This window comes from Fervidobacterium sp. 2310opik-2, assembly GCF_011057735.1.
Classification (GTDB): Bacteria; Thermotogota; Thermotogae; order Thermotogales; family Fervidobacteriaceae; genus Fervidobacterium; species Fervidobacterium nodosum.
In genome coordinates this window covers 38,827-51,737 of the sequence record NZ_LNGG01000025.1, presented here as the reverse complement: position 1 = coordinate 51,737, position 12,911 = coordinate 38,827, and the positions used below count along the sequence as shown (strand labels likewise).

19 protein-coding genes are annotated in these 12,911 nt (G+C 33.8%); 14 read left to right on the top strand and 5 right to left on the bottom strand.

Annotated features, from left to right (window positions below):
* Window positions 1-7: 7 nt before the first annotated feature.
* Together meaB and AS161_RS07755 are read right to left on the bottom strand one after the other, a co-directional pair.
* Window positions 8-946 (bottom strand): methylmalonyl Co-A mutase-associated GTPase MeaB, encoded by a 939-nt coding sequence (gene meaB / locus AS161_RS07760; RefSeq protein ID WP_011994477.1) that lies wholly within the window; start codon window positions 944-946, stop codon window positions 8-10.
* Window positions 943-1,353 (bottom strand): cobalamin B12-binding domain-containing protein, encoded by a 411-nt coding sequence (locus AS161_RS07755; RefSeq protein ID WP_011994478.1) that lies wholly within the window; start codon window positions 1,351-1,353, stop codon window positions 943-945. Before AS161_RS07755 ends, meaB begins: the two co-directional genes overlap by 4 nt.
* Window positions 1,354-1,818: 465 nt before the next feature.
* Between AS161_RS07755 and AS161_RS07750 the strand changes: the two genes are divergently transcribed.
* From AS161_RS07750 to AS161_RS07745, 3 genes are read left to right on the top strand one after another with little or no spacing between them, the layout of a single operon-like run.
* Window positions 1,819-2,358 carry a hypothetical protein gene (locus AS161_RS07750; protein WP_011994479.1) on the top strand — a complete coding sequence of 180 codons (540 nt, stop codon included), beginning with the start codon at window positions 1,819-1,821 and terminating at the stop codon, window positions 2,356-2,358.
* Complete coding sequence (locus tag AS161_RS09350; protein ID WP_238374575.1) at window positions 2,342-2,491, top strand: hypothetical protein; 150 nt, start codon at window positions 2,342-2,344, stop codon at window positions 2,489-2,491. The genes AS161_RS07750 and AS161_RS09350 overlap by 17 nt, the downstream gene beginning before the upstream one ends.
* A 42-nt stretch (window positions 2,492-2,533) precedes the next feature.
* Complete coding sequence (locus AS161_RS07745) at window positions 2,534-3,010, top strand: polyhydroxyalkanoate synthesis regulator DNA-binding domain-containing protein (protein ID WP_164542362.1); 477 nt, start codon at window positions 2,534-2,536, stop codon at window positions 3,008-3,010.
* A gap of 42 nt (window positions 3,011-3,052) precedes the next feature.
* Here AS161_RS07745 and AS161_RS07740 read toward each other — a convergent pair whose 3' ends face one another.
* The 3 genes from AS161_RS07740 to speD all read right to left on the bottom strand — a co-directional run bounded on the left by AS161_RS07740 (window position 3,053) and on the right by speD (window position 5,022).
* The gene (locus tag AS161_RS07740; protein ID WP_164542361.1) at window positions 3,053-3,580 is read right to left on the bottom strand and encodes an XRE family transcriptional regulator; all 528 of its coding nucleotides are present in this window, start codon (window positions 3,578-3,580) and stop codon (window positions 3,053-3,055) included.
* 99 nt (window positions 3,581-3,679) lie between these two features.
* A complete protein-coding gene (gene speE / locus AS161_RS07735; RefSeq protein ID WP_164542360.1) occupies window positions 3,680-4,567 on the bottom strand; it encodes a polyamine aminopropyltransferase in 888 nt (295 codons plus the stop codon).
* A 41-nt stretch (window positions 4,568-4,608) separates the two neighbouring features.
* Window positions 4,609-5,022 (bottom strand): adenosylmethionine decarboxylase, encoded by a 414-nt coding sequence (gene speD / locus AS161_RS07730; protein ID WP_011994483.1) that lies wholly within the window; start codon window positions 5,020-5,022, stop codon window positions 4,609-4,611.
* 323 nt (window positions 5,023-5,345) lie between these two features.
* On the opposite strand from speD, the gene AS161_RS07725 reads away from it, so the two are divergent.
* From AS161_RS07725 to AS161_RS07675, 11 genes are read left to right on the top strand one after another with little or no spacing between them, the layout of a single operon-like run.
* Window positions 5,346-5,933, top strand: a complete 588-nt coding sequence (locus AS161_RS07725) for a queuosine precursor transporter (RefSeq protein ID WP_241241363.1) — start codon at window positions 5,346-5,348, stop codon at window positions 5,931-5,933.
* A 27-nt stretch (window positions 5,934-5,960) separates the two neighbouring features.
* On the top strand, window positions 5,961-6,698 hold the full coding sequence (locus AS161_RS07720) for a lipoate--protein ligase family protein (protein ID WP_164542358.1): 738 nt from the start codon (window positions 5,961-5,963) through the stop codon (window positions 6,696-6,698).
* Between the two features lie 13 nt (window positions 6,699-6,711).
* Complete coding sequence (gene rsmI, locus AS161_RS07715; protein WP_164542357.1) at window positions 6,712-7,455, top strand: 16S rRNA (cytidine(1402)-2'-O)-methyltransferase; 744 nt, start codon at window positions 6,712-6,714, stop codon at window positions 7,453-7,455.
* Entirely contained in the window at window positions 7,455-7,991 is a 537-nt protein-coding gene (locus tag AS161_RS07710) for an RsmD family RNA methyltransferase (RefSeq protein WP_164542356.1), read from the top strand. The genes rsmI and AS161_RS07710 overlap by 1 nt, the downstream gene beginning before the upstream one ends.
* A gap of 58 nt (window positions 7,992-8,049) precedes the next feature.
* The gene (locus tag AS161_RS07705; RefSeq protein WP_164542355.1) at window positions 8,050-8,697 is read left to right on the top strand and encodes a DUF47 family protein; all 648 of its coding nucleotides are present in this window, start codon (window positions 8,050-8,052) and stop codon (window positions 8,695-8,697) included.
* Window positions 8,698-8,705: 8 nt separating this feature from the next.
* On the top strand, window positions 8,706-9,659 hold the full coding sequence (locus tag AS161_RS07700) for an acetyltransferase (protein WP_241241362.1): 954 nt from the start codon (window positions 8,706-8,708) through the stop codon (window positions 9,657-9,659).
* A gap of 44 nt (window positions 9,660-9,703) precedes the next feature.
* On the top strand, window positions 9,704-10,207 hold the full coding sequence (locus tag AS161_RS07695) for a DUF3242 domain-containing protein (RefSeq protein ID WP_164542354.1): 504 nt from the start codon (window positions 9,704-9,706) through the stop codon (window positions 10,205-10,207).
* Between the two features lie 43 nt (window positions 10,208-10,250).
* Entirely contained in the window at window positions 10,251-10,988 is a 738-nt protein-coding gene (locus AS161_RS07690) for a ribonuclease HII (protein ID WP_011994491.1), read from the top strand.
* Window positions 10,975-11,676: an FAD-dependent thymidylate synthase gene (thyX, locus tag AS161_RS07685; RefSeq protein WP_164542386.1), complete on the top strand. Its 702-nt coding sequence runs from the start codon at window positions 10,975-10,977 to the stop codon at window positions 11,674-11,676. The genes AS161_RS07690 and thyX overlap by 14 nt, the downstream gene beginning before the upstream one ends.
* Window positions 11,673-12,029: a hypothetical protein gene (locus AS161_RS07680; RefSeq protein WP_011994493.1), complete on the top strand. Its 357-nt coding sequence runs from the start codon at window positions 11,673-11,675 to the stop codon at window positions 12,027-12,029. Before thyX ends, AS161_RS07680 begins: the two co-directional genes overlap by 4 nt.
* Window positions 12,030-12,082: 53 nt before the next feature.
* Window positions 12,083-12,901 carry a bifunctional 5,10-methylenetetrahydrofolate dehydrogenase/5,10-methenyltetrahydrofolate cyclohydrolase gene (locus AS161_RS07675; RefSeq protein WP_164542353.1) on the top strand — a complete coding sequence of 273 codons (819 nt, stop codon included), beginning with the start codon at window positions 12,083-12,085 and terminating at the stop codon, window positions 12,899-12,901.
* Window positions 12,902-12,911: the final 10 nt, after the last annotated feature.

Sequence of the window (12,911 nt, the reverse complement as noted above, 5' to 3'; positions counted from 1 at the left end):
TCTTGGTTCATTCCTCTTTATCACATATTTTTCCAATTACAAAATCAACTAATTCTAAGACATTCTTTCCATCAACGCTGTACTTATCAAGCAACTTGGATATTTTTTTATTCAATATAGTTTCCACATGCTTCTTGATTCTTCTTTGAGCTCTTAAAGAAATTTCACCACTCTGATATAAAAATTCACGGTGATTTTGAATTTCATTGTAAAGTTCATCAATTCCTTTTCCTGAAGTTGCTACGCACATAACTATAGGCTTTTTGCTATCTGAATAAGATAATATTGTTTCTAGGTTTATTTTTAGTATTTCTGCGCCTTCAAGATCGGCTTTGTTTATGACAAATATATCGCCTATTTCCATTATTCCAGCTTTCATAAGTTGAATTTCATCACCGCTTCCGGGCGAAAGAACTAGTACAACAGTGTCTGCTACATAAGCAATATCTATTTCGCTCTGACCAGCACCGACAGTTTCAATTATTATATAATCGAATCCAAATAACTTATAGAGTGTAATCACACCAAAAATTGAGTCGTTTAGACCTCCAACATTACCTCGACTCCCCATGCTTCTTATAAATACGTCATTATCTGTAAAATGCCTTTTCATCCTTATCCTATCACCCAACAGTGCACCACCAGTAAATGGGCTTGAAGGGTCAATTGCTATTATACCTACGCTCTTTCCATCTTTTCTTATCCTTGTAACATAAGAATCTGTCAATGTACTTTTTCCAGCTCCTGGACTACCGGTTATTCCAATGATATGTGTTATTCCATTCTTCTCTAAAAGAATATCTTTAAAATTTTTTTCAATTTCAAAGACTAACTCCGGATTATTCTCAACCATAGTTATAGCCCTTGAAAGGGCAAATTGATCCTTTTCGATGATTTTATCGGTGAGCTTTAATAAGATTTCCGACTCTTTGGAAAATTTTTTCATGCTTGCTCTACACCTTGCTTAACAACCTCGTTAATTTTTTCTACAACTTCTGAAATTGGAGTTCCTGGGCCAAAGACAGCTTTAATTCCCATTTTCAAGAGTTCTTCGGCATCATCGGCTGGTATGATTCCTCCAACAAATACTGGAACATGGAAATCGTATTTTTCCATCAATTCGAGAACTTTTTTACATACGCTCATATGTGCGCCAGAAAGGATAGATAAGCCTATAATATCGACGTCTTCTTGCATAGCTGCTCTTATAATCTCCTCTGGAGTTTGTCTTAACCCAGTGTAAATAACTTCCATACCAGCATCTCTTAGACCTCTTGCCACAACTTTAGCACCTCTATCATGCCCGTCCAGTCCGGGCTTTGCGATAAGAACTCTAATTCTTTTCCCTTCCATAATCATCACCCCACAACCTTAGATTTTTGTTTACAAACCTATTTTATCACTCAAAAAATCTTTTTCAAATATTGGAAAAAGTTAAAAAACAAATTAAATTACACCAAAGTTATTCAATGAAGCTAATAATTTAAATCATTTAATTAATGCGTATTTTTAGTCTGTTTTATTTTGAAAAAAGCCTTAACCAAAATTTGAAATAGAATATTTTACATATAGATTAAAGCAATCGATGAAAATAAAAGGATGTTAAAAGCACAGATTACACATTGAGACATTAATAAATACTATCGTAATTTATCGTAAAGCGATAAATCTAATTAACAAATAATTTTTTCATTATTCGATGGATGTTATTATGCATTGCATAATAATTAACAAAGTTGATACTTTACTTGTAACATAAAAATTGGAAGATATTTAGAATTTGAAAAGCTTCCTATTACAGGATTAAGGTATTCTTATATGATAAACGATGGAACTTTTGGTTTATATGTCTTTTCAACATTTGAAAATTTACCTTCTTCAACACCATCTTCGTATGTCTATACCGTAAAATCAAATTTAAATGATGAAACAAAAATGTTGATTTTAGCTTCAATGAAAAATAACAACTCACACATTGTTTTCGAAAATCAAAAAGTTATTGACCAATTCGCGTATGCCTTAAATTGGTATGGAAATGTGTTGTGGCTTGATTACGGAGTTTTAGTAACATATCAGAAAGCAAAATATTTAATTGTTGATAAAATTTTAGAAGATGGTGTTCATCTCAAATGGCCGTTTGTTTACACGACTTCATTATCGCTTGTTTATCAAGTACCATCTTCTAGTCTTATAGTTCATAACTACACAGCTTTTGAGACTGAAAATAGGAGTACATTTAAATTACCAGTTGAAGGTTTAGGAGAAGTTGAAATAGAAGAAAAAGTACCGAGTATTTTTGAAGATGTTTTTGGTGCAGAATATCAAATTGGAAACAATGGACTTGAATGTAGAATCTGAGGAATTTGATGTTATGTACGAAGGTTTATATAATTTTGATGATTACACATCACTTTTTGCAAGAGGATTATACAATAAATTAGGTGATAATGATAAAAATTTACTAATGCTTGGGATAAAAGCTAGTTATTAATCTTCCTGGGGGGTTCTCCTCCCAGATTTTTGGAGGAATACAGTGAGGATAATAGAAAAATATAAGAACAGAAAATTATATGATACGAATATGAAAAAATTTATCACTTTAAATGATGTTGCAAATTTTGTTAAAGAAGGGGAGACGGTAAAAATCATCGATAGCCTGGGTAAAGATATTACCCAGGAGATTTTTTTGAAAGCAAGAATAAAAGGTAAGATTTTTTGTAGCCTAAAAAAGGAAATGATAGAAAGATTAATCCAGGGTTTTATTAAAATTTTTAAAGGAAATACAGACGACTTTATTGAAATACTTCTTGATCTTGTAAATCAAGGGGTATTGCCTGCAGATATTGCAAAAGAACTAGGAAATGCTGTAATCAAGCATTTTAATGAATTTGAAGAAAATATGAAAAAGGATATAATAGAACTTATTAAATCAACAGGTTTTGTTTCAAAAGAAGAGTATGATAAGTTAAAGGAAGAATACGAAGCTTTAAAGAAAAAATGTGAAAATTAATTTTTTTAATATTTGTGTAAAAAATCTATTTTCATGTTTTTTTCATATTGTTTGGATCCAAAGTATTTTTGCTTTTTCCTTCCCTGGGTTTCTGAGATAGTGGATACAATCTGCCGAGTAGTAAAAACAATCTCCTTCATTTGCTCTGTATTTTTTCCCATCGATATAGATTTCTACAGAGCCCTCGATAACATACCCGAACTCATCGCCGTCGTGATAATCTTCCTGCTCTGTTTGTGCCCCTGGTTCAAGCTCAACAATTTTTGCATCTATTTCTTTGTCTTCTATTCCATCCATTAGAATATCAATCTTTACACCTTTTGGTAATTCGTACATAGGTACCCTTTCATTTTTTTTGAAGATAATTTTCTTTTGTTCATCGGTAAAGAAGTGCTTTAAATCTGTACCTAATACCCTTAAGACCCGTTCTAATGTTTCAACGGATGGTGAAACTTTATCGCTCTCTAACTGTGATATAAAGCTTCGCGATAAATCACACCTATCGGCCAATTCTTCTTGCGTGTATCCCCTTGCTAATCTTAGGCGTTTTATCTTACTTCCAATTTTCATGATTTCACCTCAACATACTTTAACTAGTTCTCTTGTTTAATTATAGTTATATTTTAGCATAAAAAACGGCAGGGATAACCTGCCGTTTTGTTAATTTTTTTATTCTTCTATGTATTTTTTTACGAAATTCGGAAGTGCAAATGCGGCTATGTGTATTTCTTCATTGTAATATCTTAACGGTTCTTTGAAATTTTTTACTTTATCTGGATTGAAATCTTTAACTGGGTCAATTCCTGCTTTTGAAGCGTAAGTGTAAGACCAAATACCTCCGGGATACGTTGGCATAAAGCCAAGGTACATCTTTACAAGCGGGAAGTTTGCCTTAATTCTTTTGTAAGCAGTTGAACCCCATTCGTAGTCGTATGTCAGGCCTTCAGTTTGAGCACACAAAATACCATCTTCTTTCAAAGCCTCGTTACATGCCTTGTAAAAGTCAAGCGTGAATAGGTGCCCACCTTCCCCTGCTGTTGGGTCGGTTGAGTCAATTATAATAACGTCAAACTCGTTTTTAAATTGCCTTACGAACTTCGCACCGTCTTCGTAAACAAGCTCTACTCTTGGGTCTGTTAACTTTGATGCGGTGTATGGGAGATATTCCATAGCAGCTCTTACAACAAGTTCGTCAATCTCACACATTACCGCTTTTTCAACGGATGGGTGTTTTAAAACTTCTCTTATGCTTCCACCGTCACCGCCACCGATAACAAGGACTTTCTTTGGATTTGGATGCATAAACATTGGTACGTGAACGAGCATTTCATGGTACATGAATTCATCGATTTCCGTTGTCATTGTAATACCATCTAGTGAAAACACTCTTCCATAAAATGGTGCTTCAAATATATCTATTCTTTGATACTGACTCTGGGCTGAGTACAAATATCTATTAACTTTCATGAATAATCCACCGGGATCTTTCGAATACCATTCCATATACAACATATGTCTACCGGGTTTTAATTCTTTTTCGAGTCCTTTATCAGCCATTCAGAGCACCTCCTTTTCGAAGTTTTTAAACTATAAAAACATTAGAATATTTCTGCCATTTCTGCTTCAACAGCTTTATGTGGTGCGTTTTCAGGAATTCCGACTTCATCGTATTTTCCTCTAAGGTGCTCAACGACATGTGCCCTTTGCGACTTGAATATCTTCTTTAAGTAAGAAAAAGCTTTCCATGGGTCGACATGGTCACCACATGTGAACAAGTCAACCGCTGCGTAACCGTACTCTGGCCATGTGTGGATCGTAAGATGTGACTCACTTATTACTACCACACCGCTTACTCCGTAGGGGAGGAACCGGTGGAAAGAAGAATTAACTATTGTCGCACCAGTTTCGTAAGCTGCTTGTTTCATATGAAACTCGATTGCGTCAATATTATCGAGCATTTCCTTGTCACAATCGTAAAATTCTGCGATAATATGTCTACCCAAACTTTTCATGTTAATCCCTCCCCATTTAAATTTTGATTATTGTTTATTTATGAGATATTTGGTAAAAGATAGAGATTTGTTTTTGTGCATTTAAATAAACACAATTATTCCATTTATATAATCATGTTTACTTAAGTGAACAAAATACGTCAGTATTACGGACAATATTATATACAATAAATCGGTTTTTTATGGTTACGTCCATGTAACGATTGTGGTAATTTTTGGTTTAAAAAATTCCTTTATAAAACGTATGAAGTATAATAATTTGCATTTTGATTTTCAGAAAAATTAGGATATATAGATTGACAAAGGAGGTATTTAAAAAGTTTATGAATCAAGTAGAGAAGAAACTCATGACATTTACGACCCTTTTTATCACTGGTATTGTTATTTCAAACGTTATAGCATCTAAAGTTGTTAAAATAGGTTTATTTGTCTTCCCGGCCTCTATTATAAGCTATACTTTTACGTTTATTATTTCAAATATGGTTTCAGAAAGCGTAGACAAAAAGTACTCAAAACAGCTTATATATATGGGTTTTCTTGCACAAATAACCGCAAGTTTGTTGATAATATTAGGTTTGTTCATGCCTTCCGCTAACACTGAAAGAGGAGAAGCGTACAAGATAATTCTTGGAATGAATTGGCGCTTTACGATAGCGAGTTTATCAGCTTATGGAACATCGCAATTAATTAACCATTATGTTTTTAACAAGGGGTTATTTAAAAGTCCGCTTACTGCAAATCTTGTTTCAGTTGGCATCGCACAATTTTTCGATACATTAGTATTTACCTACGTTGCGTTTTTAGGTGTTTATAGGGGACTCTGGGGAATGATATTGTCTCAGTATGTAATTAAGGTTATAATTGTTATAGTTACGAATCCTGTTTTTCTATTAATCAAAAAGGCTAAATAAAGCTTTCAGGATACTTGAGGTGATAAGGTGTATATAATTGAGACTTACGATTTTGACGGTGCGACAAATATGGCTTACGACGTGGCATTGGGAGAGTTAGCCGATGATGTGATTTTACGTTTTTACACATGGAAAAATCCAACTTTATCGTTGGGAAAGCACCAAAAAACCGATGATTTAGATTTTGAATATATAACGGCGAAAAATTTTGACATTGTGAGAAGACCATCTGGTGGAAGGGCTGTTTTGCATTGGGATGAAATTACTTACTCTGTTATTATTCCAAAAAATCATGAGTTATTTAACACGACAGTTTTGGAACTATACAATTTTTTGTCAGAATTACTAGTTAAAGGATTAAGAAAAGTTGGATATCCTGTTGAAATGGTTGAAGGGAAGAAAAAAACTGCGAGTCACGTTTGTTTCCAAACGCCTTCAGTGTATGAAATAACATTAAATGGGATAAAAGTTGTTGGAAGTGCTCAAACACGAACCCAAGATTACATATTGCAACATGGTTCAATTGTTTTAACACCGCACGACGAAATTAAATACTGCTTCAAGAGTACAAAAAGTCTTGATATACCATTGATTGGTCTATACGATTACAAATATGTATCGTTTGATGATATAGTTAGTGGGATAAAAGAATCATTTGGAGATTTCTTTGGTCAGCCAAAGCACTTTTTGAACCAAGACGTTTTATTTGAGAAGATAAATGATAAAATGCATACATTTAAGATAGTGACAAATGAGTCGGTTTAGAAAGGTTGATTTTATGGTGAACAAAAGCGAAAATAACAAAGAATACGGAATGCTATACATTGTTGGAACACCTATTGGAAATTTGAAAGATATAACATTCAGAGCTTTAGAGGTTTTAAAAGATGTTGATATTGTAATTGCAGAAGACACCAGACGGACGAAGAGTCTTCTGCAATATTTTGGTATCGAAAAGTACATAGAATCGTTTAACGAACACAACTCTTACAAAAAGATAGATAAGATAATAGAAATTATAAAGTCAGGGAAGAAAGTGGCTCAGGTTTCCGATGCAGGAATGCCCGTTATTTCCGATCCAGGTTACAACCTTGTCAAAAGATGTCACGAAGAAGGTATAAAGGTAGAAGTTATACCAGGACCGAGTGCCTTAACAAGTGCGGTAGCTGTAAGTGGGTTCAGAGGAACTCACTTTTATTTTATAGGGTTTATGCCAAAAGATAAAAATAGAAGAAGGTTGTTAAGGAAATTAGAGCAAGTAAGAAATTTAGGATTAATAGAATCTTTTGTCTTCTTCGAAAGCCCGGAAAGACTTTTAAAAACACTTGAAGATATAAAAAGTATACTCGGCAGTTGCGAAGTATTTATAGCAAGAGAACTAACGAAATTTTACGAAGAACACTATTTTGGGACAATTGAAGGAGCTTTAGAAAAATTCAAAAATGTTAAGGGAGAACTAACAGTCATTGTTAAGTTAAATTCCAACGAAGGAAATGAAGAAAGTGATGATGGTGATAAATAATGCTTAGGATTGAGAGTGGGGAATTAAAAGGGAAGTTAATAAAAACAGTCCCAGATCCACGAACTCGTTATACATCAGCTATACTAAGGAGAAGTTTAGTCAACATAGTCGAATTTGAAGGTAAGATTTGCGCGGATGTTTGCTGTGGAAGTGGTTCTGTTGGATTTGAAATGCTCAGCAACGGAGCAAAAGAAGTTGTTTTTGTCGACGTTTCAAATAAGGCTATTTCGACCGTTAAAGAAAATGCTAAAAACCTTGGCTTGGATGACAAGATAAAAATATACAAAGAAGATGTTAGGAGATTTTTGGAAAGTTACGGAAACGTTTTTGATATAATATACTCAGACCCTCCTTATGAACTTGGCTTGGTTAATGATATTGTTCAAAGAGTACACAACGTGATGCATGAAACTTCCATTTTCATCCTTCAATGTTCAAAGAGAGAGATACCAGATGAAAATATCTTAAAATTCATTAGAGTATTTAAAATAAAAGAATACGGAGATTCTTTTCTCGTTTTTTTTGAGAAAATGTGATATAATTAAATAGAAATTAGAAAAATTTAATACTTAAATGTTAATTGAGGTGGTATGTGTGCCTTTCTCATTTGCAAAGAAAGAAAGGGAAGTAATAGAAAAATTAATACAGCTTTCCAGAAAAACCATTGAAGCGACAATGGCTTTAAAAGATTTTTTCACGTGCTATTTTTCTCCAGAATGTGAAAGACAGAGAGAAGCATTTTTATTAATCAAAACAATTGAGCACGAAGCCGATGAGATAAGAAGGTTTATAATATCAGAATCCTACAAAGGGTTATTTTTACCCGATATGAGGGAAGTAATTCATTCTTTGAGTGAGAGCATAGATAAAATAATCAACAAATGCGAATCGGTAAGTAAAATAATCGATTATCAGCAACCTAATGTGCCAGAAAACATAAAAGATAAAATTCTTAGTCAGCTTGAATGTGCTGTAAATGCTTCTAAATCATTCTATAAATCTGTTGAAGAATTGTTTAATGACATTGATAAGGTCAATGCTTATATACTTGAAGTTGAAAAATACGAGCATGACGAAGATATGATTGAGGAAGTTGCACTAAAGGAAATTTTCTCTTTAGATTTACAACTTGCTGAGAAAATGCAACTTAAAGAATTAATAATAAACATAGGTGATATTGTCGATAGAACAGAAGACGCTTCAGATATACTGGAGGTATTGTTATTAAAACTAGCTTATTAAGTTTACTCTTGGTTTTGGTTACCATTTCACTATCATTTCCAGCGCAGTATTATGTGTATTATAACAACGGAATACCTGTTTATAGAACGATAAACGAAATAAAACCTTTCTTTGAATATACAAAAGTCTCGGAAGTTTATTGGGAAAGACCTTTGCCTGAAATCGTTAAAATAAGAGATGGAGAACTTTCAGTTGTTCTCATTCACGGGATTGACCCTATGGAAGTTAACGGTAGTTGGACTTTATACAAAGAATATTTTGTAAATACATGGAATAGTTTATTGCCTAAAAATTGTGGTCTTTACATATTTATATATCCAACGCTTGATGTGCCACTTGAAGAAACGGCAAAAATTTTAGTCGATGAAATAATCAAATTGAATAAAAAAGTAAATATATATGCTCACAGTATGGGTGGAATTCTTCTGAGATATGCGCTTCAAAATGAAGAATTTAGGAAATTTGTGAACAAAATCATCTTCGCTGGAACACCTCATCGTGGAACACCGCTTGCTAATTTTGTAGTTTTGGACAAGAGCGTTTTGAAGTTTCATCCAAAATGGGACATAATAAAGACCGTAATTTTAATGGCTAATACTGCGTGGGTTTTTATTGATGCGCCAAATTATAAATACCTGACATTTGGATTTGAAAACCCTGAAATTCCAGAAAATATCAATTTTATGAATTTTGCAGCCAAAATAAACGCAAACACAAGTAGCATAGTTAAAAATTTAATAAATACTGATTTTTTTTCATCTATTGCGTTGCAAATTCTCGAAAGTACTATAAAGATAATTTATCCAAAAGATTCCGATTTTACTCAAAATGATGGGATGGTACCACTATTCAGCGCGACATACTATGGTAATGAAAAGGTATTTGAAGGATTTGACCACGCAGACTTAGCCATTAGCGAGACAATTGTTAAGGAAGCGATAAAATACTTTTTTGGAGAATAAAAATTATGTAAAACAAACAAGAAGGTGTTAGAGGTGAGCTTAAGATGTTTCAAAAGAATAGATTAAATAGTTTTGTGTACATTCTATGGGCTTTTGTATTGACTTTACTATTTTTCTCTTGTTCCGTACCTTTTATTCCTGAAGTACCACCTTCAAGCTACTCCCAAGAGGCTGCAATAAATGTTTTGAGTAACAAGTATTACCTAATTGATAGTGGTTACATAGAAGGTTTCGGTGATATTTACCTTGGTGAAGGTAGGTACGCTATATTTGATGGCATAGATGGAATATTCATGGTATTCAAATATGACGATGAAGAACACGCAAAAGAAAGTTGGAATAAAATTACAAAGAAATACAACAATCCTCTCAAGTTAAAGTATTTTAAGGTAAATATGGGTGATTATGGAATTTTTACTTTAAGACTAGAAAATACAGATTTATATGTTTGGTACAAAGACAATTGGCTAATAGTTATTTCTGGAGATAAAATCGATAATTTTGTGAAGGATGTCAACGAGATTTATAAGACTATAAAAGCTCGATAAGAATTGATTTTTTATCAAAAAACAACATTAGGGGTTAAGTATTATGAGTACAAAAGGGACAATTGACTATTCCATTATAGGTGTTGACGAAGCTGGCAGGGGCCCAATTTTTGGTCCGGTAGTTGCGGCTGCTGTTTTTTTTGATGAGGGTATATACATAGAAGGGATAACGGACAGCAAAAAACTTAGTGAATCCAAAAGAGAAGAGCTGTATGAAAAAATATCTTTTAGCGCAAAGTTTGGAATCGGAATAGCCACACCAGACGAAATAGATGTATACAATATACTTCATGCGACTGAATTAGCGATGAATAGAGCGCTGGAAATACTTTCTTATTATATCAAGATAGATGAAGGAAAAAATATTTATGTTGATGGAAAGGATTTGAGACTGAATTTTCCTTCTAAGTGTATTGTAAAAGGTGATGAAAAAGTTTATCAAATATCGGCTGCATCAATTTTGGCAAAAGTGACACGGGATAGGATAATGAAAAAGTTTGATAAAGAATTTCCAGAATATAATCTATCAAAACACAAAGGATATGCTACTTCTGAGCATATTGAATTACTAAAAAAGTATGGTCCCACTCCGTATCATCGTTTAACCTTTGATCCAGTATTTCAATTGGTAACTCCTTCTTTGTTAGATAAATGGTTAACTGAAAACATGATTACTTTAGAAAGATACATTATTTTAATAAAATCAATGGAGGTGGACTTGTTTGGCAATAGACGAGACGTCAGGAAAAAGAGCAGAAAGACAAAATATGGAAAATATTGATTTTTCAAAATTTGAGAAGAATATACTCGATAAGGGTTTCGTTAGATTAGTTGACATGATGGGTGATGATTATGCGGCGGTAAAAGCGGCACGTGTTTCTTATGGTCAAGGACTTAAAACACCGGAACGTGATAAAGCACTTATTATGTACCTTATGGAACATGGTCACGAAACACCATTTGAGCACATTGTCTTTACATTCCACGCAAAAGCCCCACTCTTTGTCGCAAGACAATGGTTTAGACACAGGATAGGTTCATTCAATGAAATAAGCCAAAGATATACAGAGATAAAAGACGAAGAATTCTATATCCCTTCCAATGTTCGTGTAAACGTACCAGAAGATAGACAAAAAGCAGTTCAATTAAACGACGAAGAACTTTTGCGCAAAGTTATTGATATGATGGAAAATGTATTTGATGAAAGCTATAAAATTTACAAAGAGTTGATAGGCTTAGGTGTAGCACGTGAACTTGCAAGAATAGTCTTGCCATTAGCAACATATACACAATTTTATTGGACGGTAAACGCAAGGAGTCTGATGAACTTTTTGAACTTGAGAGCAGATTCACATGCTCAATGGGAAATTCAACAATACGCTATAGCAATAGCCGATATATTTAAAGAAACTTGTCCATGGACATACGAAGCATTTATAAAATACGGCTATAGAGGTGATTTATTGTGAAACTTAGTGAGTTACTCAAAATAGTTGAAGGTGAAATAGTGGTCAATAGTGGTGTAAATCCTGAAGAAATAGAGATAGAAAAAGTTGCAGCATCTGATTTAATGAGTGATGTTCTTGCGCTTTCTGAACCCGGGTCTTTACTGGTAACAGGTTTAGCAACTCCACAGTGTGTTAGAACAGCTGGAGTTGTTGGGATTCCTGTAGTTTTAATTGTTAGAAACAGGGATATAATGCCTGAGACAAAAGCAGCTGCCGAAATGTCTGGAGTGGTTCTTTGTGTCACGAAGAAAGGTATGTACGAAGTATGTGGAATACTTTATAACACTGGACTGAAACCCGTTTATGCACAATAATTTAATTATAAGTTAGTTAATATTTTTAGAAGTAAGTGAGGGGAAGTGTTTTTATGTTTATCAATATAGAACCTTTGTATTCTTCAATGGTTGAAAATATAAAAGAACGTGTATCTAAACTTTCTAAACCTCCAAAGTTGGTTGCAGTTACTTGTCAACCTGATTCTTCAACATTGGCGTACTTAAGAAGCCAAGAAAAACAAGCAAAAAGATTTGGAATTGATTTTGCGGTGTATGAAGCACCAAAAGCGATGGATTTGAAAATTCTTTTACCAAAACTCTCAGCAGATGGTTCCGTAAACGGAATATTTTTGACGCACCCGTTACCATCTGATATTTCTGAGTACGAGGCAGTTTCTTTAATATCACCGGATAAAGATATTGAAGGACGCCATCCAATTAACCTTGGTAACATTTTGTATGACAAACCAGTATTCCCTCCATGTACAGCGGAGGCGGTTTTAAGGATAATAAATTACCTCACAAATCCATCAGGTAAAAAGATAGCGGTAATTGGTCGAAGTGTCACGGTCGGAAAACCTCTTGCTATGCTTCTTCTTCAAAAGGGTGTAGACGCAACAGTTACAGTTTGTCACTCAAGAACAAAGGATATTGCTGAGATTACCAAAAATTCTGATATTGTAGTTGTTGCTATAGGAAAAGCGAAGATGTTTGGAAAAGATTACTTCAAACCTGGTACAATAGTTATAGATGTTGGAATCAACGTTGAAGGGGATGAGATTGTTGGAGATGTTGATCCATCTGTTTCTGAAATTTGCGAATTAACGCCCGTTCCAGGCGGAGTTGGTCGTATTACAACTCTTGTATTGATGGAACACACTGTGAAAGCGGCAGAAATGTCGTTAAAATAAAAGGAGGTAT